The sequence below is a fragment of the Pseudomonas azerbaijanoccidentalis genome, from assembly GCF_019145495.1.
GTDB classification, from domain to species: Bacteria; Pseudomonadota; Gammaproteobacteria; order Pseudomonadales; family Pseudomonadaceae; genus Aquipseudomonas; species Aquipseudomonas azerbaijanoccidentalis.
On record NZ_JAHSTU010000009.1, the window covers coordinates 101,102 to 118,872 of the forward strand.

16 protein-coding genes are annotated in these 17,771 nt (G+C 59.3%); 1 reads left to right on the forward strand and 15 read right to left on the reverse strand.

The annotated features are described in order from the left end of the window. Positions 1–58: 58 nt before the first annotated feature. From nuoF to KVG88_RS25005, 15 genes are all read right to left on the reverse strand, one after another. A complete protein-coding gene (nuoF, locus tag KVG88_RS24935; RefSeq protein WP_150701300.1) occupies positions 59–1,414 on the reverse strand; it encodes an NADH-quinone oxidoreductase subunit NuoF in 1,356 nt (451 codons plus the stop codon). Beyond that, complete coding sequence (gene nuoE / locus KVG88_RS24940; protein ID WP_008053447.1) at positions 1,411–1,908, reverse strand: NADH-quinone oxidoreductase subunit NuoE; 498 nt, start codon at positions 1,906–1,908, stop codon at positions 1,411–1,413. Before nuoE ends, nuoF begins: the two co-directional genes overlap by 4 nt. Before the next feature lie 2 nt (positions 1,909–1,910). Then, positions 1,911–3,695, reverse strand: a complete 1,785-nt coding sequence (nuoC, locus tag KVG88_RS24945) for an NADH-quinone oxidoreductase subunit C/D (protein ID WP_150701301.1) — start codon at positions 3,693–3,695, stop codon at positions 1,911–1,913. Between the two features lie 72 nt (positions 3,696–3,767). After that, positions 3,768–4,442, reverse strand: a complete 675-nt coding sequence (locus KVG88_RS24950; RefSeq protein ID WP_007946424.1) for a NuoB/complex I 20 kDa subunit family protein — start codon at positions 4,440–4,442, stop codon at positions 3,768–3,770. A 10-nt stretch (positions 4,443–4,452) separates the two neighbouring features. Beyond that, positions 4,453–4,866 carry an NADH-quinone oxidoreductase subunit A gene (locus tag KVG88_RS24955; protein WP_003223812.1) on the reverse strand — a complete coding sequence of 138 codons (414 nt, stop codon included), beginning with the start codon at positions 4,864–4,866 and terminating at the stop codon, positions 4,453–4,455. 544 nt (positions 4,867–5,410) lie between these two features. Beyond that, positions 5,411–6,736, reverse strand: coding sequence for an isocitrate lyase (aceA, locus tag KVG88_RS24960; protein WP_034146910.1), 1,326 nt, complete (start codon positions 6,734–6,736; stop codon positions 5,411–5,413). Positions 6,737–7,211: 475 nt separating this feature from the next. Continuing rightward, the gene (locus KVG88_RS24965; RefSeq protein WP_150701302.1) at positions 7,212–7,973 is read right to left on the reverse strand and encodes a secretin N-terminal domain-containing protein; all 762 of its coding nucleotides are present in this window, start codon (positions 7,971–7,973) and stop codon (positions 7,212–7,214) included. Positions 7,974–8,149: 176 nt separating this feature from the next. Continuing rightward, positions 8,150–8,572 carry a GNAT family N-acetyltransferase gene (locus KVG88_RS24970; RefSeq protein ID WP_150701303.1) on the reverse strand — a complete coding sequence of 141 codons (423 nt, stop codon included), beginning with the start codon at positions 8,570–8,572 and terminating at the stop codon, positions 8,150–8,152. Beyond that, positions 8,565–9,734, reverse strand: coding sequence for a ribosomal protein uL16 3-hydroxylase (locus KVG88_RS24975; RefSeq protein ID WP_217873042.1), 1,170 nt, complete (start codon positions 9,732–9,734; stop codon positions 8,565–8,567). The genes KVG88_RS24970 and KVG88_RS24975 overlap by 8 nt, the downstream gene beginning before the upstream one ends. An 86-nt stretch (positions 9,735–9,820) precedes the next feature. Further along, positions 9,821–11,191, reverse strand: coding sequence for an adenylosuccinate lyase (gene purB, locus KVG88_RS24980; RefSeq protein ID WP_010209589.1), 1,371 nt, complete (start codon positions 11,189–11,191; stop codon positions 9,821–9,823). 124 nt (positions 11,192–11,315) lie between these two features. After that, a complete protein-coding gene (hflD, locus tag KVG88_RS24985; RefSeq protein WP_150701305.1) occupies positions 11,316–11,939 on the reverse strand; it encodes a high frequency lysogenization protein HflD in 624 nt (207 codons plus the stop codon). Further along, positions 11,936–13,081 (reverse strand): tRNA 2-thiouridine(34) synthase MnmA, encoded by a 1,146-nt coding sequence (gene mnmA, locus KVG88_RS24990; protein WP_217873043.1) that lies wholly within the window; start codon positions 13,079–13,081, stop codon positions 11,936–11,938. Before mnmA ends, hflD begins: the two co-directional genes overlap by 4 nt. Positions 13,082–13,140: 59 nt before the next feature. Next, on the reverse strand, positions 13,141–13,587 hold the full coding sequence (locus KVG88_RS24995; protein ID WP_217873044.1) for an NUDIX hydrolase: 447 nt from the start codon (positions 13,585–13,587) through the stop codon (positions 13,141–13,143). Positions 13,588–13,784: 197 nt separating this feature from the next. Beyond that, complete coding sequence (locus tag KVG88_RS25000; protein ID WP_217873045.1) at positions 13,785–16,010, reverse strand: NADP-dependent isocitrate dehydrogenase; 2,226 nt, start codon at positions 16,008–16,010, stop codon at positions 13,785–13,787. A 327-nt stretch (positions 16,011–16,337) separates the two neighbouring features. Next, entirely contained in the window at positions 16,338–16,505 is a 168-nt protein-coding gene (locus KVG88_RS25005; RefSeq protein WP_191630447.1) for a hypothetical protein, read from the reverse strand. On the opposite strand from KVG88_RS25005, the gene icd reads away from it, so the two are divergent. Then, the gene (gene icd / locus KVG88_RS25010; RefSeq protein WP_075947937.1) at positions 16,504–17,760 is read left to right on the forward strand and encodes an NADP-dependent isocitrate dehydrogenase; all 1,257 of its coding nucleotides are present in this window, start codon (positions 16,504–16,506) and stop codon (positions 17,758–17,760) included. The two genes, KVG88_RS25005 and icd, sit on opposite strands and share 2 nt — an antisense overlap. Positions 17,761–17,771: the final 11 nt, after the last annotated feature.

The following is a 17,771-nucleotide window of genomic DNA, read 5'->3' on the forward strand; positions in this document are numbered from 1 at the left end:
TTAAAGGCGTCATCACACGAAAAGCGAAGGGCACGGACCCTTCGCCTTTTTTAAGCGTTTACGCGCCGACTACGATCGGCCTTGCCAGAGGCGGGACGGCGGCGCTGACAGGCGCGATACCGGCTTCGAACTCTGGACGGAAGTATTTGATTGCGCTGCCCAACGGTTCCACGGCGCCCGGTGCGTGAGCACAGAAAGTCTTGCCTGGGCCGAGGAAACCGACCAGACCCAGCAGGGTCTCGATGTCGCCTGGCTGGCCTTGACCGTTCTCGATGGCCATCAAGAGCTTGACGCTCCATGGCAAACCATCGCGGCATGGGGTGCAGAAACCGCAGGATTCACGGGCGAAGAACTGCTCCATGTTGCGCAGCAGCGACACCATGTTGACGCTGTCGTCCACCGCCATGGCCAGGCCGGTACCCATACGGGTGCCCACTTTGGCGATGCCGCCGGCGTACATTTGTGCGTCCAGGTGTTCCGGCAACAGGAAGCCGGTACCGGCGCCCCCAGGCTGCCAGCACTTGAGCTTGTAACCGTCGCGCATGCCGCCAGCGTAGTCTTCGAACAGCTCGCGACCGGTGACGCCGAACGGCAGTTCCCACAGGCCAGGGTTCTTGACCTTGCCGGAGAAGCCCATGAGCTTGGTGCCCATGTCTTCGCTGCCTTCGCGGGCCAACGATTTGTACCAGTCAACGCCGTCGGCAATGATTGCCGGTACGTTGCACAGGGTCTCGACGTTGTTCACGCAAGTCGGCTTGCCCCACACGCCAACGGCGGCAGGGAAGGGCGGCTTGGAGCGCGGGTTGGCGCGGCGGCCTTCGAGGGAGTTGATCAGTGCGGTTTCTTCACCGCAGATGTAACGCCCGGCGCCGGTGTGGACGAACAGCTCGAAATCGAAGCCGCTGCCCAGGATGTTCTTGCCCAGCAGGCCCGCTGCCTTGGCTTCTTCCACGGCACGGTTGAGGTGCTTGGCGGCGGTGGTGTATTCGCCGCGCAGGAAGATGTAGCCACGGTAGGTTTTCAGCGCGCGGGCACTGATCAGCATGCCTTCGATCAGCAGATGGGGCAGTTGCTCCATCAGCATGCGGTCTTTCCAGGTGTTCGGCTCCATTTCATCCGCGTTGCACAGCAGGTAGCGGATGTTGATGGATTCGTCCTTGGGCATCAGGCCCCACTTAACGCCAGTGGGGAAGCCTGCACCGCCGCGACCTTTAAGACCGGCGTCTTTCACGGTCTGAACGATGTCGTCCTGAGCCATGTCGGCGAAGGCTTTGCGCGCAGCCGCGTAACCGTTCTTGGCCTGGTACTCGTCGAGCCAGACGGCTTCGCCGTCATCACGCAGACGCCAGGTGAGCGGGTGTGTCTCGGCCGAACGCTTGATGCGGTTGGCTGGACCAAAAGAAGTCAGGGTCATACGTAGCCCTCGAGCAATTTGGCAACGCCTGCTGGCTGCACATCACCGAAAGTGTCGTCGTCGATCATCAACGCCGGCGCCTTGTCGCAGTTGCCGAGGCAGCAGACCGGCAGCAGGGTGAAACGACCATCGGTGGTGGTCTGACCCAGGCCGATGCCGAGCTTGCTCTGGATTTCGCTGACCACGGACTCGTGGCCGCCGATGTAGCAGACCATGCTGTCGCAGACGCGAATGATGTGACGGCCAACCGGCTGACGGAAGATCTGACTATAGAACGTCGCCACGCCTTCAACGTCGCTGGCCGGAATGCCGAGGATCTCGCCGATGGCGTACAGAGCGCCGTCCGGCACCCAGCCACGTTCCTTCTGGACGATCTTCAGGGCTTCGATCGACGCCGCGCGCGGGTCTTCGTAGTGATGCAGCTCGTGCTCGATGGCCGAGCGCTCGGTTTCACTCAAGGTGAAACGGTCTGTCTGGATAAGCGTGCTGTTCATGCTTAGCGGTCCACGTCGGCCATAACGAAATCGATACTACCCAGGTACGCAATCAAGTCCGCGACCATGCTGCCTTTGATCACCGAAGGGATCTGCTGCAAGTGCGGGAAGCTTGGGGTACGAATCCGGGTGCGGTAGCTCATGGTGCCGCCATCGCTCGTCAGGTAATAACTGTTGATGCCCTTGGTCGCTTCGATCATCTGGAAGGATTCGTTGGCCGGCATGACCGGGCCCCACGAAACTTGCAGGAAGTGCGTGATCAAGGTTTCGATGTGCTGCAGCGTGCGCTCTTTCGGCGGCGGCGTGGTCAGCGGGTGATCCGCTTTGTACGGGCCTTCCGGCATGTTGCGCATGCACTGCTCGATGATCTTGATGCTCTGGCGCATTTCTTCGACGCGCACGATGCAACGATCATAGGCATCACCATTGGCGGCCAGCGGCACTTCGAACTCGAAGTTCTCGTAGCCCGAGTACGGACGCGCTTTACGCAGGTCGAAATCGCAACCGGTCGAACGCAGACCGGCACCGGTGACGCCCCATTCCAGGGCCTCTTTGGTGTTGTAGGCGGCAACGCCGATGGTCCGGCCACGCAGGATGCTGTTGTCCAGTGCGGCTTTTTGGTATTCGTCCAGACGCTTGGGCATCCACTCGACGAAATCCTTGACCAGTTTTTCCCAACCGCGCGGCAAATCGTGGGCAACACCACCGATGCGGTACCAGGCCGGGTGCAGACGGAAACCGGTAATGGCTTCGATCACCGTGTACGCTTTCTGGCGGTCGGTGAAGGTGAAGAACACCGGGGTCATGGCGCCGACGTCCTGGATGTAGGTACCCAGGAACAGCAGGTGGCTGGTGATCCGGAAGAACTCGGCCATCATGATACGGATGACGTCGACCTTCTCCGGCACCTTGATGCCGGCCAGCTTCTCGACCGAGAGCACGTACGGCAGGTTGTTCATCACGCCGCCGAGGTAGTCGATACGGTCGGTGTACGGGATGAAGCTGTGCCAAGACTGACGCTCGGCCATCTTCTCGGCACCACGGTGGTGGTAGCCGATGTCCGGAACGCAATCGACGATCTCTTCACCGTCCAGCTGCAGGATGATGCGGAACGCACCGTGCGCCGAAGGGTGGTTAGGGCCGAGGTTGAGGAACATGTAGTCCTCGTTCGGGCCGGAACGTTTCATGCCCCAGTCTTCAGGCTTGAAGCGCGCGGCTTCTTCCTCAAGCTGTTGCTTGGCCAGGGTCAGGCTGAACGGATCGAATTCGGTGGCGCGCGCCGGAAAGTCCTTGCGCAGCGGGTGACCTTCCCAGGTTGGCGGCATCATGATGCGCGTCAGGTGCGGGTGGCCTTTGAAGTCGATGCCGTACATGTCCCAGACTTCACGCTCGTACCAGTTGGCGTTCGGCCAGATGCTGGTGACGGTCGGCAGGCTGAGGTCGCTCTCGGACAAGGCGACTTTGATCATGACGTCGCTGTTACGCTCGATCGACATCAAGTGGTAGAACACGGAGAAATCGGCGCCGCTCGGCAGCCCTTGACGCTTGGTGCGCAGACGCTCGTCCACGCCGTGCAGGTCATAGAGCATGACGTACGGCTTGGGCAGGTTACGCAGGAAACTCAGGACTTCGACGAGTTTGGCGCGGGCAACCCAAAGCACCGGCATGCCGGTGCGGGTAGGCTGGGCGGTGAACGCCTCCGGGCCAAAACGGTTGTTCAGTTCGACGACCACATCCTGGTCGTCTGCCTTGTAAGGCGGGATGTACAGAGCACTGCCTGTAGTCATGGTTATTTATCGCTTTCGGTCAACGTAAAGAATGAAGCCAGTTTCTCGTTCTATTAAAGAAGCAGATCTGGATCAGACTTCGTCGGGGCTGCGCAGGTTGGTGACTGCGATTCGCTGTTCGCGGCGCTTTTCCTTTTCGGAAGGCATCTCGGCGCGATACACGCCTTGATCGCCGACGACCCAGGAAAGCGGACGACGCTCCTGTCCAATCGACTCCTGCAACAGCATCAAGCCTTGCAGAAAAGCTTCAGGACGGGGCGGGCAGCCAGGCACGTAGACGTCCACGGGCAGGAACTTGTCCACCCCTTGAACGACAGAGTAGATGTCGTACATGCCACCGGAGTTGGCGCACGAACCCATGGAGATGACCCATTTAGGTTCGAGCATTTGCTCGTAGAGACGCTGAATGATCGGCGCCATCTTGATGAAGCAGGTACCGGCGATAACCATGAAATCCGCCTGACGCGGCGATGCCCGGATAACCTCGGCGCCAAAGCGCGCGATGTCGTGGGGCGCCGTGAAGGCGGTGGTCATTTCCACGTAGCAGCACGAAAGACCGAAGTTATACGGCCACAGGGAGTTCTTGCGCCCCCAGTTGATCGTGCCGTTAAGCACGTCTTCGAGCTTGCCCATGAAGATGTTTTTGTGGACTTGATCTTCTAACGGATCGGAAACGGTTTCCCGTTCGCCAATCGGATACTGCTCGTTAGGAGCATCGGGGTCGATCCTGGTGAGATTGTATTGCATTGCCAAAGCCTCATTGTTTCAGCTTCGCTTGCCGCTTGCGCCGAGCTTCCGGAGCCCAGTCAAGGGCGCCCACTCGGAATAGGTAGACAAGACCTGCCAACAGAATTGCTATGAAAACGAGAGCTTCGACGAATCCGGTCCAGCCGCTTTCGCGGACGGACACAGACCATGCAAAGAGAAAGAGGGCTTCGATATCGAAAATCACGAAGAGCATCGCGACCAGATAGAATTTGGCTGAGAGCCGCAAGCGGGCGCCACCTGTAGGTAGCATGCCGGACTCGAACGGTTCGTTTTTGCTGCGGCCCCAGGCTTTTGACCCGAGGAGGCTGGAGACGCCCAGCATGAAGGCACAGAGGCCGACGACGCCTAGAAGGAAAATGGCAAAGCCCCAGTTGTGGGCCATGAGTCCTGTCGCTTCGGGCATGCTGGAAATCCTTAACAGAGAGCAAAGGTCTCTGAGCTTGAAAAAGAACAAAGCAGTGACGATATGTCGCAGCAATCAATCCCACTGATTTTATGGCTAAACACCCGGCAAGTAAAATTCCTATAGCGAAATTTATTATAGGAATAAGGACATAGCGAACCTCAAAAGCCCTGTGGCCCTTGGCCCGTGGGCATTAGCCGGCATTTCGTCAATTATGTTTTGTAGGGAATGTAACGAACATAGTTTCAGCTAAATGATAATCAATATTGTTTGGGTTGGTTTTTAAACTGTTTATTCCGCAAGTGCGCAGAAAGTTGCCTTATATGCGCGTTACTGTAGGAGCTGACGAGTGAAACGAGGCTGCGATCTTTCAAAGGCAAGATCAAAAGATCGCAGCCTCGTTTCACTCGTCAGCTCCTACAGGGTTCTGTGGTGTTTGGTAAATCGCACGCAAAAAAAACGCCCCGAACCAGTCGGGGCGTCAGATGGGCGGCGTTGCGGTTTCTAATCAGTCCGCAACGGCCGTTTGCTCAGGCGAAGCAGATCAGTGGAACTGTTCTTCTTCAGTCGAACCGGTCAGTGCGGTAACCGAAGACGAGCCACCCTGGATCACAGTGGTCATGTCGTCGAAGTAGCCGGTGCCCACTTCCTGCTGGTGAGCCACGAAGGTGTAGCCTTTCGAAGCGTCAGCGAATTCCTGCTCTTGCAGCTTCACGTAGGCAGTCATGTCGTTGCGGGCGTAGTCGTGCGCCAGGTTGAACATGCTGTGCCACATGTTGTGAATGCCGGCCAGGGTGATGAACTGGTGCTTGTAACCCATGGCGGACAGTTCGCGCTGGAACTTGGCGATGGTCGCGTCGTCCAGGTTTTTCTTCCAGTTGAAGGAAGGCGAGCAGTTGTACGACAGCAGTTGGTCCGGGTATTCCTTCTTGATCGCTTCAGCGAAGCGACGAGCCTCGTCCAGGTCTGGCTTGGCGGTTTCGCACCAGATCAGGTCGGCGTACGGAGCGTAAGCCAGGCCGCGAGCGATGGCCTGGTCCAGGCCGGCGCGCACTTTGTAGAAGCCTTCCTGGGTACGTTCGCCAGTCACGAATGGCTGGTCGTACGGGTCGCAGTCCGAAGTCAGCAGGTCAGCGGCGTTGGCGTCGGTACGGGCCAGGATGATAGTCGGAGTACCGGCAACGTCAGCAGCCAGACGGGCAGCGGTCAGCTTTTGTACGGCTTCCTGGGTAGGCACCAGCACCTTGCCGCCCATGTGGCCGCATTTTTTCACGGAAGCCAGTTGGTCTTCGAAGTGAACGCCGGCAGCGCCTGCTTCGATCATGCTCTTCATCAGCTCGTAAGCGTTCAGTACGCCGCCGAAACCGGCTTCGGCGTCAGCAACGATCGGCGCGAAGTAGTCGATGTAGCCGTCGTCGCCCGGGTTCTTGCCGGCTTTCCACTGGATCTGGTCGGCACGACGGAACGAGTTGTTGATGCGCTTGACCACGGTTGGAACCGAGTCCACCGGGTACAGCGACTGGTCCGGGTACATCGATTCGGCGGAGTTGTTGTCCGCAGCCACTTGCCAGCCCGACAGGTAGATTGCTTGGATGCCGGCTTTGACTTGTTGCACAGCCTGGCCGCCGGTCAGGGCGCCCATGCAGTTGACGAAATCTTTCTCAGGACGGAAGGCTGGCTTGGCACCCTGGGTCACCAGGTTCCACAGCTTCTCGGCGCCCATTTTTGCAAAGGTGTGCTCAGGTTGAACCGAGCCACGCAGGCGGACGACGTCAGCAGCGGAGTAAGTGCGTGTCACGCCTTTCCAGCGCGGGTTTTCAGCCCAGTCTTTTTCGAGGGCTGCAATTTGCTGTTCGCGTGTCAGTGCCATGGGAGATAAACCTCGTCGCGTCTTTATGAAAAGTTGTTCTGCGGTGGAAAATTCCTGCGCTCGCTGACCAGAAGCTTAGGTGGTCAAGTCGGATTCGGCGGGGATGGCGACGGGATGAACGATGGGCTCGAGGGGAAGTGAGCAGGTAAAGGCGAACTGGCGGGCGCATTCGGGCGTCGTGGGCCTTAGTGCGAACATCAGAGTGGTGCCGGGTTACCTAATTACGCTTCCGTCCCTCGGGACAACTTCGTTCCAGTCGGCAACCTCGTCAAACACACCTTGTGGGCGGTACAGACACGAAGCGGCTCGCGGGGTAGGTGCGAACGTCGCCTCGAAGGCCCTTGCCAGGGCCCCTGATTAGCGGGAGCGAGGCCATCATGCCTTTGCTTTTTTGACTCGTCAAACGTTTTGTAGTGCTTTTTTTCAAGCACTACATCTTTGGTCTAATACGACTTGTCAGTCAGTTTTCGATGCCTTAGTCCAAAGTATCGACTTTCACCCGCAGGGTCATGTCATCGCGCCCCTGAGTCGAGTAGCTGCGGGCCACGCCCTGTTTGTCGGCCTGGGTCTGGCGATTCACGCCGGCCAGGAGGATCCATTCGCCCAGGCGCCCAGTGACAGTTGTGTCGGTGCTTTGCACGTTCACTACATCGGGACGTTCCTGGCTCATGCGGTCACGGTTGGTACTGATCGACAGGTGAACGATCTCTCCCGTGACATTGGCGGTGACGTAAAAACCTTGGGTGACATTGCGGTATTCGGTCTGGCTGCGCAGGTCGCCGTAGGAGTCCGACTGGGTGCTGGTCAACGGTACGCTTTGACCGACCTGGATTAGCGCCGGCATGCCGTCGGTGGCCTGGACTTGTTGAATACCGCCGTCTCGACTGGCGGTGCTGCGGCTGATGATGCGTGTCTGACTGGGCTTGGCGCCGTTCACCGAATAACCCTGGTCGCCCTGAACGTTGTTTTCATTAGTGTCGACGGTGATCAGCAGGCGTTTGGGTGCGGTATCGAGTTGGGATAGGAGGGCTTTAAGTTCGTCGATCTTGCGTTGATCCGCGTTGACGATGAGCTGATTGCCGTAGGCGCTGACTTGGCCATCCTTGCCAATGAAATCCTGTGCGACGGGCAGCATGTCGGCGCTGGTGTGGTAGTTCAGTGGCACGATTTCGGTGGCGGCCATGACCGAAAAACTGCAGGTTACCAACAGTGTGGTGAGCAGGGTGCGTAGGGACATATCCGTTATCTCCGCAATCAAAGGCTTGATATTGCCACTTTGTCGGCCCGGGATGGGGCAAGTTGAATCGTAGACAGCAAAACGCCCCGGCATCTCGTGATGTCGGGGCGTTTTGTGATGTGCCGCAAAAGATCGCAGCCTGCGGCAGCTCCTACAGGGATTGCGGTCTTTTGATCTTAACTGTGCCGCACCATGTCCACATGCGGAATCCCGGCTTCCAGGAACTCCTCACTGACCATGCTGAACCCCAGGCGCTCATAGAACGCCGTGGCTTGTACCTGGGCGCTGAGCATCTGCTGTTTCAGTCCGCGTTCTTCGGCTTCACCGATGACGGCTTGCATCAGCGCGTCACCGACTTTCAGGCCGCGCCAGTCCTTGAGCACCGAAACCCGGCCGACGTGGCCGTCGGGCAGCAGGCGGGCGGTGCCAATCGGAAAGTCGCCTTCGAGCGCAAGGAAATGCACAGCGGTTGCGTCGTCGGCGTCCCACTCCAGTTCAGGCGGGACGCATTGCTCGGCAACGAACACCGTTTCACGAATGCGCCGGATCTCGGCGTTGTCCTTTTGCCAGTCTGCGACACGTACGTGAATCTTATTCATCGGCGAACCCCAGGCTGCCTTGCTTGACCAGCTCGCACAGCAGGCCGCGGCCGTCTTCGTCGCTCAGCCAGTCGCCCAGGTTGTCGCTGTGCAGAGCATCGGCGGCGCAGATCATTTTCAGCAACTCGCGCAACTTGCCCGGCAAGTAACGGCTCTGACCGCTGGCGAACAGCAACAGGTCGTCATCGACTTCCGACCAGGCCAGGCGTGCGCTTGGGTTGCGGATCAGCACGGCCCCTTGCTCCAGTGCACCGAGGACGTCGTCTTCTGCGAGGTCTTCCGGCCCGACGACCAGTTCCGGGTAGCGCGGCTCGGTCATGAACTGGCCGAACCAGGTCAGCAGCAGGCGCTCGTCGCTCATGTGCTCGGCCAGCAGGCTTTTCAGGCGATCGAGGGCGTCATGCTGGATCTGGTGCGGATCGGCAGCAGGCTGGGCGTCGGCGTCGGTGTAGCGCTCTTCGTCCGGCAGGAACTGGCTGAGGAAGTCGGTGAAGTGGGTCAGCACTTCAGCGGCGCTCGGGGCGCGGAAACCAACCGAGTAAGTCAGGCAGTCATCAACGGCAACACCGCAGTGGGCCAGGCGTGGCGGCAGGTACAGCATGTCACCCGGTTCCAGGACCCATTCATCGGTCGCTTCGAAATCAGCGAGGATGCGCAGGTCTGCGTGTTGCAGCAGCGGGCTCTCGGAGTCGCACATCTGGCCGATCTTCCAGTTGCGCTTGCCGTGGCCTTGCAGCAGGAACACGTCGTAGTTGTCGAAGTGAGGACCCACGCTGCCACCCGGGGCGGCGAAGCTGATCATCACGTCGTCGATGCGCCAGCTCGGCAGGAAGCGGAAATTTTCCAGTAGTTCGCTGACTTCCGGGACGAACTGGTCGACGGCCTGGACCAGCAGGGTCCAGTCGCGCTCCGGCAGTTTGCTGAATTCGTCTTCGGCAAAGGGGCCGCGACGCAGTTCCCACGGACGCTCGCCGTTCTCGATGATCAGGCGCGATTCGACTTCTTCTTCCAGCGCCAGGCCGGCCAATTCATCTGCGTCGATCGGGCTTTCGAAATCGGGAATGGCCTGACGGATCAGCAGTGGTTTTTTCTGCCAGTAGTCGCGCAGGAATTCTCGTGCCGTGATGCCGCCCAGAAGTTGAAGAGGGATGTCAGGATTCATGTGTAACCTATTGAAAAAAAGCACTTTTCATACGGGAATAAAAACGCCCGGCGCGGCCGGGCGTCTTAAAGGGGTCCAGCGGTCGATCAGATGCGTTTGGCTTGCTCTACAGCGTTACCGATGTAGTTGGCCGGGGTGAGCAATTTCAGCTCTGCCTTGGCCGCAGCCGGCATGTCCAGGCCGTCGATGAAAGTCTGCAGCGCTTCTGGGCTGATGCCCTTGCCGCGGGTCAGTTCTTTCAGCTTTTCGTACGGGTTTTCGATGTTGTAGCGACGCATCACAGTCTGGATCGGCTCAGCCAACACTTCCCAGCAAGCGTCCAGGTCAGCGGCAATCTTCTGCTCGTTGAGCTCCAGTTTGCTGATGCCTTTGAGGCTGGCTTCGTACGCGATCACGCTGTGGGCAAAGCCCACGCCGAGGTTGCGCAGTACGGTGGAGTCGGTCAGGTCGCGCTGCCAGCGGGAGATCGGCAATTTGCTCGCCAGGTGCTGGAACAATGCGTTGGCGATACCCAGGTTGCCTTCGGAGTTTTCGAAGTCGATCGGGTTGACCTTGTGCGGCATGGTCGACGAACCGATTTCGCCAGCGATGGTGCGCTGCTTGAAGTAACCCAGGGAGATGTAGCCCCAGATGTCACGGTCGAAGTCGATCAGGATGGTGTTGAAGCGGGCGATCGCGTCGAACAGCTCGGCGATGTAGTCGTGCGGTTCAATCTGCGTGGTGTACGGGTTGAAGCCCAGGCCCAGCTCGTCTTCGATGAAGGCGCGGGCGTTGGCTTCCCAGTCGATCTCAGGGTAGGCCGACAGGTGAGCGTTGTAGTTGCCGACAGCGCCGTTGATCTTGCCCAGCAGCGGTACGGCAGCGACTTGAGCGATTTGACGCTCCAGACGGTAAACCACGTTCGCCAGTTCTTTGCCCAAGGTGGTCGGCGAAGCCGGTTGACCGTGGGTGCGCGACAGCATTGGCACGTCGGCGAAACGGATAGCCAGTTCGCGGATGGCGTTGGCGGTCTGGCGCATCAGCGGCAGCATCACGTCATCACGGCCTTCGCGCAGCATCAGGGCGTGGGACAGGTTATTGATGTCCTCGCTGGTGCAGGCAAAGTGGATGAACTCGCTGACCTGGGCCAGTTCCGGCAACTTGGCCGCTTGCTCTTTGAGCAGGTATTCGATGGCTTTGACGTCGTGGTTGGTGGTGCGCTCGATCTCTTTGACGCGCTCGGCGTGCTCCAGAGAAAAGTTTTCCGCCAGGGTGTTGAGCACAGCGTTGGCTTCGGCGGAGAACGCCGGCACTTCGCTGATGGCAGGGTGAGCGGCCAGGCGCTGGAGCCAGCGCACTTCAACCAGAACGCGGGCACGGATCAGGCCGTATTCGCTGAAAATTGGGCGCAGGGCCTGGGTTTTGCCGGCGTAGCGGCCGTCAACAGGGGAAACCGCAGTGAGCGAAGAAAGCTGCATGGGGTGTTCTCGGACAGTCGGGCAACGAAATGGGGCGCGTATCATACATGAAAAAATCCGCCGGTCCGTCGCCAACTGACCGGCGTATTACGCGTATTGCTAAGTTCTGTGCTGTCGATGCGGGTTATTCGTTACGCATCAAGGGGTAAAGCTCTTTCAGCAATTTGCGGCGACTGATCACCAACTGCCAGCGATGGCCACCCAATTGCCGCCACAGGCGCGCCGAACGAATGCCGGCCAGCAACAAGGCGCGGATTTTCGAGGCGTTGCTTGGCTGCTGCAGGTTGCGCATGTCGCCATGCACCTGGATGCGTTGGCGCAGGGTGCTCAGTGTGTCCTGATACAGCGCACCGCAGGCGGCGACCACGTTTTCGTGGGCCGGGCCGAAGTGTTCGACCTGGGACTGAATCTGCGGCAGGCGCTTGCCGATCACGTCGAGCATGTCGCTGCGCTTGGCCAGCTGACGCTCAAGACCGAGCATGGCCAGCGCATAGCGCAGCGGCTCGCGCTGAAGGGCGCTCGGGTCGCGTTCGAGGGCGCCGATCAATGCACGATAGCCTTCGCGCAGATTGAGGTCGTCACCGCCGTAGACTTCCAGTGTGTCCTTGGGGTCGCGGATCAACAGGCTGCCGAGCATGCAGGTCAGGCCGGCTTCGCTGGTCTGGCCGGTCTTGGCGATCTTGTCGACCAGCACGGCGGCGAGAAATACGCCGCCCAGCGCCGTCAGTTGCTCCTGGGTGGGGGTCATTGCTGCTCGCCTTTAAGAGCGCCTTTGCTGGTCCAGGGCTCCGCAACTTCAATCACGCCGCCGCCGAGGCAGATTTCACCGTCGTAGAACACCACGGATTGACCCGGGGTGACCGCGCGTTGCGGGTCATCGAAGGTTGCGCGGTAGCCGGTAGCGGTCTTTTCCAGCGTGCAAGGCTGGTCGCTCTGGCGATAACGGACCTTGGCGGTCAGCTTGCGCGGCTCGGTCAGGTCGATCGGGTTGACCCAATAGATGTCCGAAGCGAGCAGGGCGCGGGAGAACAGCCACGGATGGTCGTTACCCTGGCCGACGATCAGCTCGTTGTGCTCCAGGTCCTTGATCAGCACGTACCACGGCTCGTCGTTGGCATCCTTCAAGCCACCGATGCCCAGGCCCTGACGCTGGCCGATGGTGTGGTACATCAAGCCGTGGTGGCGGCCGATGATTTCACCTTCGGTGGTCTTGATCTCGCCTGGTTGCGCTGGCAGGTATTGCTTGAGGAAGTCGCTGAAGCGGCGTTCGCCGATGAAGCAAATACCGGTGGAGTCCTTTTTCTTTGCAGTCGCCAGCTGGTATTTCTCGGCAATTGCGCGGACTTCAGGTTTTTCCAGTTCGCCGACCGGGAACAGGGTCTTGGCAATTTGTTCGCCGCCGACAGCGTGCAGGAAATAGCTCTGGTCCTTGTTGGCGTCCAGGCCCTTGAGCAGTTCAGTGCGGCCATCGATGTCGCGGCGACGCACGTAGTGACCGGTGGCAATCAGGTCGGCGCCGAGCATCATGGCGTAGTCGAGGAACGCCTTGAACTTGATCTCGCGGTTGCACAGGATGTCCGGGTTCGGCGTGCGTCCGGCCTTGTATTCGGCCAGGAAATGCTCGAACACGTTGTCCCAGTACTCGGCAGCGAAGTTGGCGGTGTGCAGCTTGATGCCAATCTTGTCGCACACGGCCTGGGCGTCCGCCAGGTCGTCCATGGCGGTGCAGTATTCCGTTCCATCGTCTTCTTCCCAGTTCTTCATGAACAGGCCTTCCACCTCATAACCCTGCTCGATCAGCAGGAGGGCGGAAACGGAAGAGTCCACGCCGCCGGACATGCCGACAATGACGCGCTTCTTTTGTGTGTCAGAAGGGGCTGGATCACGCATAGGGATTCAATGAGTGTCTTGAAAAAGGACGCGATTCTATCAGGCCGAAGCGCACAAGGCTAAAGAGAAGGACGGATCAATTCGAGGTCGAAGCGAATGCCTGCCAGATAGTCGTCGATGCAACGGATGATCAGTTCGCTGCGCCAGTAGTCGCGCTGCTCGATTAATTCGTCGCGGGTCAACCACTTGGCGCCGACGATACCGTCGTCCAGTTGGTAATCCGGGTGGTGTTTCAGCGGTTTGGCAATAAAGCAGACCCGTTGGTAGGTCACGCCGTTGCTCGGGGCGGTGTACAGGTAAATGCCCAGCACGCCGGTAGGTTCGACGTCCCAGCCGGTTTCCTCGAGGGTTTCGCGCACGGCGGCTTCGGTGAGGGTTTCGTTCGGGTCGAGGTGGCCGGCGGGCTGGTTGAGTACGTTGCGACCGGCCTTGTGTTCTTCGACCATCAGGAAGCGGCCATTGTCTTCGACGATGGTGGCGACGGTGATGTGGGGTTTCCAGTCCATGAGATGTCCTCGATGTTGAAACACTATCCCTGTGGGAGCTGGCCTGCCAGCGATTGCGGTGGGTCAGTCAGCATCAATGTTGAATGATAAACCGCCATCGCTGGCAGGCCAGCTCCCACAGGGTTTTGAGTTGACCACAAATCGCAGAAACACAAACCCCGGCACAGGGCCGGGGTTTGTGATGTTCCCTTACAACCTTACACCAGCGCAGCAATCGCCGCGTTGAGTGTGGCGCTTGGGCGCATGGCTCTGCTGATCAGCTCGGCACTGGCGTGGTAGTAACCGCCGATGTCGACTGGCTTGCCCTGAACGGCGTTAAGCTCGGCAACGATGGTCGCCTCGTTCTCGGTCAGGGTCTTGGCCAGGGTCGCGAACTGCGCTTGCAGTGCAGCGTCTTCGGTCTGGGCAGCCAGGGCTTGAGCCCAGTACAGCGCCAGGTAGAAGTGGCTGCCGCGGTTGTCGATGTTGCCGACTTTGCGCGATGGCGACTTGTTGTTGTCCAGGAACTGGCCAGTGGCCTGATCCAGGGTCTTGGCCAGAACCAGCGCCTTAGGGTTGTTGTAAGTCACACCCAGGTGCTCAAGGGAAGCAGCGAGGGCCAGGAACTCACCCAGCGAGTCCCAGCGCAGGAAGTTTTCTTCCAGCAGCTGTTGAACGTGCTTCGGAGCCGAACCGCCGGCGCCGGTTTCGAACAGGCCACCGCCGTTCATCAGCGGGACGATCGACAGCATCTTGGCGCTGGTGCCCAGTTCCATGATCGGGAACAGGTCAGTCAGGTAGTCGCGCAATACGTTGCCGGTCACCGAGATGGTGTCGAGGCCAGAGCGGGTGCGCTGCAGGGTGTACTTCATGGCGTCGACCGGTGCCATGATCTGGATGTCCAGACCGGCAGTGTCGTGATCCTTCAGGTAGGCCTGAACTTTCTCGATCACTACGCCGTCGTGGGCGCGCATTGGGTCCAGCCAGAAAATCGCTGGAGTGCTGCTGGCGCGAGCACGGTTGACGGCCAGTTTGACCCAGTCCTGGATCGGCGCGTCTTTGGTCTGGCACATGCGGAAGATGTCGCCGGCTTCAACCGACTGCTCCAGCAGCAAGGTGCCGTTGGTGTCGGTCACGCGGACAACACCGTTGGTCTTGATCTGGAAAGTCTTGTCGTGGGAACCGTACTCTTCGGCTTTCTTCGCCATCAGGCCAACGTTCGGCACGCTGCCCATGGTGGTTGGGTCGAAGGCGCCATTGGCCTTGCAGTCTTCGATCACGGCCTGGTAGATGGTCGCGTAGCAACGATCCGGGATCACGGCCTTGGTGTCGTGCAGCTGGCCGTCGGTGCCCCACATTTTGCCGGAGTCACGGATCATGGCCGGCATCGAGGCGTCGACGATGACGTCGCTCGGCACGTGCAGGTTGGTGATGCCTTTGTCGGAGTTGACCATCGCCAGCGATGGACGAACGGCGTAGACCGCTTGAATGTCAGCTTCGATGGCAGCTTGCTGCTCGGCCGGCAGGGCCTTGATGCGAGCGTACAGGTCGCCGATGCCGTTGTTCAGGTTGAAGCCGATCTGCGCCAGCACGTCAGCGTGCTTGGCCAGTGCGTCTTTATAGAACTCGGCAACGATCTGGCCGAACATGATCGGGTCGGAAACCTTCATCATGGTGGCTTTCAGGTGAACCGACAGCAGCACGCCTTGGGCCTTGGCGCTTTCGATTTCAGCAGCGATGAAAGCGCGCAGAGCGTTTTTGCTCATGACGGCGCAGTCGAGGATCTCGCCAGCCTGAACGGTGGTCTTTTCTTTCAGGACGGTGGTGGTGCCGTCTTGAGCGATCAGCTCGATTTTCACGGCGCCAGCGGCGTCGATCAGGGCGGCTTTTTCGCTGCCGTAGAAATCGCCGGTGCTCATGTGAGCGACGTGGGACTTGGAGTCCGCAGCCCAGGCGCCCATTTTGTGTGGGTGCTTGCGAGCGTAGTTCTTCACCGACAGTGGCGCGCGACGGTCGGAGTTGCCTTCACGCAGAACCGGGTTTACCGCGCTGCCCTTGACCTTGTCGTAGCGCGATTTGACTTCTTTGTCGGCGTCGCTGGTCACGGTTTCCGGGTAGTCCGGCAGGGCGTAGCCCTGGGCTTGCAGTTCTTTGATCGCGGCTTGCAGCTGCGGTACCGAGGCGCTGATGTTCGGCAGCTTGATGATGTTGGCTTCAGGCGTAACGGCCAGGTCGCCCAGTTCGGCGAGGTGGTCGGCTACGGCTTTGTCACCCAGTTGCTCGGGGAAGCTGGCCAGGATGCGCCCTGCAAGAGAGATATCGCGGGTTTCCACGGCGATATCAGCCGAGGCGGTGAACGCCTCTACGATAGGCAACAGTGAATAGGTGGCGAGGGCTGGGGCTTCGTCGGTGAAGGTATAGATGATCTTCGAGCGGGTGGGCATATTCGGATTAACTCTCTCTTCTTTGCTAAAGCGTGCGCAGAAACTCGAGGTGCGCCGGGTAAGCGCGTTCGTTCAAAGTCATCCATGAGCCGAATATCGAGATTTCGTTGCTGTGATGTTGGGTGCATCAGTAGGGGCGTCAAATAGCCGGGCTGCGATAACAGGCCGGCTTGTCGGGCGAAACCCTCGTCATAGAGCGGTTCAGCCGTCGTGACCCTTTAGTCAGCGGCGGCATTATACATAGGTAGCTGGCAATCTGCCGATGGTTCATACGCAATGATTCTCGTCCATTGGTCTAAAGGTCGCAGGGGCAGGCCGGGCGTAGAGTCATTCGTCGTGCTTGAATTTGGCGCTTTTCCCTTTGCTTTCAGGCTTGTAGCGCGCGAGTTGCGCGGCTTTGCGGCAGATGGATGGAACATAGGGTTTGCGCGCCGATTCAACTGGGTTACGCTCGAACCAAGCCAGATGTTCAATCCAATCAATGGAGTTCAGCATGGGTTACAAGAAGATTCAGGTTCCAGCCGTCGGCGACAAAATCACCGTCAACGCAGACCATTCTCTCAATGTTCCTAATAACCCGATCATTCCCTTCATCGAAGGCGACGGCATTGGTGTCGACATCAGTCCGGTCATGATCAAGGTTGTCGATGCTGCTGTGAAAAAGGCTTACGGCGGCGAGCGCAAGATTTCCTGGATGGAAGTGTACGCCGGGGAAAAAGCGACTCAGGTTTACGATCAGGACACCTGGCTGCCTCAGGAAACCCTGGACGCGGTCAAGGATTACGTGGTTTCCATCAAAGGCCCGCTGACCACGCCGGTCGGTGGCGGCATCCGCTCGCTCAATGTGGCGCTGCGTCAGCAACTCGACCTGTACGTCTGCCTGCGCCCAGTGCGCTGGTTCGAAGGCGTGCCTAGCCCGGTCAAGAAGCCAGGCGACGTCGACATGACCATCTTCCGCGAGAACTCCGAAGACATCTATGCCGGCATTGAGTGGAAGGCCGGTACGCCGGAAGCCACCAAGGTCATCAAATTCCTTAAAGAAGAAATGGGCGTTACCAAGATCCGTTTCGACGAAAACTGCGGCATCGGCGTCAAGCCGGTTTCGCTGCAAGGCACCAAGCGCCTGGCGCGCAAGGCCCTGCAATATGTGGTCGACAACGATCGCGATTCGCTGACCATCGTGCACAAAGGCAACATCATGAAGTTCACCGAAGGTGCCTTCAAGGAATGGGCCTACGAAGTGGCGGCTGAAGAGTTCGGCGCGACCCTGCTCGACGGCGGTCCGTGGATGCAGTTCAAGAACCCGAAAACCGGCAAGAACGTCATCGTCAAGGATGCCATCGCCGACGCCATGCTGCAGCAGATCCTGCTGCGCCCGGCCGAATACGATGTGATCGCGACCCTGAACCTGAACGGCGACTACCTTTCCGACGCCCTGGCGGCCGAAGTGGGCGGTATCGGTATTGCGCCAGGTGCCAACCTGTCCGACACCGTGGCCATGTTCGAAGCCACCCACGGCACCGCACCGAAGTACGCCGGCAAGGATCAGGTCAACCCGGGTTCGCTGATCCTGTCTGCGGAAATGATGTTGCGCCACATGGGTTGGACCGAAGCGGCCGACCTGATCATCAAGGGCACCAATGGCGCGATTTCCGCCAAGACCGTGACCTATGACTTCGAACGTCTGATGGATGGCGCCAAGCTGGTTTCCTCCTCCGGCTTCGGCGATGCACTGATCTCGCACATGTAAGCGAACGACAG

What these genes read in the sequence shown, in the direction of transcription:
- aceA (WP_034146910.1), bottom strand. Translation starts at nt 6,736, where the DNA reads ATGGCACTGACACGCGAACAGCAAATTGCAGCCCTCGAAAAAGACTGG.
- KVG88_RS25000 (WP_217873045.1), bottom strand. Translation starts at nt 16,010, where the DNA reads ATGCCCACCCGCTCGAAGATCATCTATACCTTCACCGACGAAGCCCCA.
- nuoC (WP_150701301.1), bottom strand. Translation starts at nt 3,695, where the DNA reads ATGACTACAGGCAGTGCTCTGTACATCCCGCCTTACAAGGCAGACGAC.
- nuoE (WP_008053447.1), bottom strand. Translation starts at nt 1,908, where the DNA reads ATGAACAGCACGCTTATCCAGACAGACCGTTTCACCTTGAGTGAAACC.
- KVG88_RS24970 (WP_150701303.1), bottom strand. Translation starts at nt 8,572, where the DNA reads ATGAATAAGATTCACGTACGTGTCGCAGACTGGCAAAAGGACAACGCC.
- KVG88_RS24995 (WP_217873044.1), bottom strand. Translation starts at nt 13,587, where the DNA reads ATGGACTGGAAACCCCACATCACCGTCGCCACCATCGTCGAAGACAAT.
- KVG88_RS24955 (WP_003223812.1), bottom strand. Translation starts at nt 4,866, where the DNA reads ATGCCCGAAGCGACAGGACTCATGGCCCACAACTGGGGCTTTGCCATT.
- KVG88_RS24950 (WP_007946424.1), bottom strand. Translation starts at nt 4,442, where the DNA reads ATGCAATACAATCTCACCAGGATCGACCCCGATGCTCCTAACGAGCAG.
- KVG88_RS24965 (WP_150701302.1), bottom strand. Translation starts at nt 7,973, where the DNA reads ATGTCCCTACGCACCCTGCTCACCACACTGTTGGTAACCTGCAGTTTT.
- mnmA (WP_217873043.1), bottom strand. Translation starts at nt 13,081, where the DNA reads ATGCGTGATCCAGCCCCTTCTGACACACAAAAGAAGCGCGTCATTGTC.
- purB (WP_010209589.1), bottom strand. Translation starts at nt 11,191, where the DNA reads ATGCAGCTTTCTTCGCTCACTGCGGTTTCCCCTGTTGACGGCCGCTAC.
- KVG88_RS24975 (WP_217873042.1), bottom strand. Translation starts at nt 9,734, where the DNA reads ATGAATCCTGACATCCCTCTTCAACTTCTGGGCGGCATCACGGCACGA.
- icd (WP_075947937.1), top strand. Translation starts at nt 16,504, where the DNA reads ATGGGTTACAAGAAGATTCAGGTTCCAGCCGTCGGCGACAAAATCACC.
- KVG88_RS25005 (WP_191630447.1), bottom strand. Translation starts at nt 16,505, where the DNA reads ATGCTGAACTCCATTGATTGGATTGAACATCTGGCTTGGTTCGAGCGT.
- nuoF (WP_150701300.1), bottom strand. Translation starts at nt 1,414, where the DNA reads ATGACCCTGACTTCTTTTGGTCCAGCCAACCGCATCAAGCGTTCGGCC.
- hflD (WP_150701305.1), bottom strand. Translation starts at nt 11,939, where the DNA reads ATGACCCCCACCCAGGAGCAACTGACGGCGCTGGGCGGCGTATTTCTC.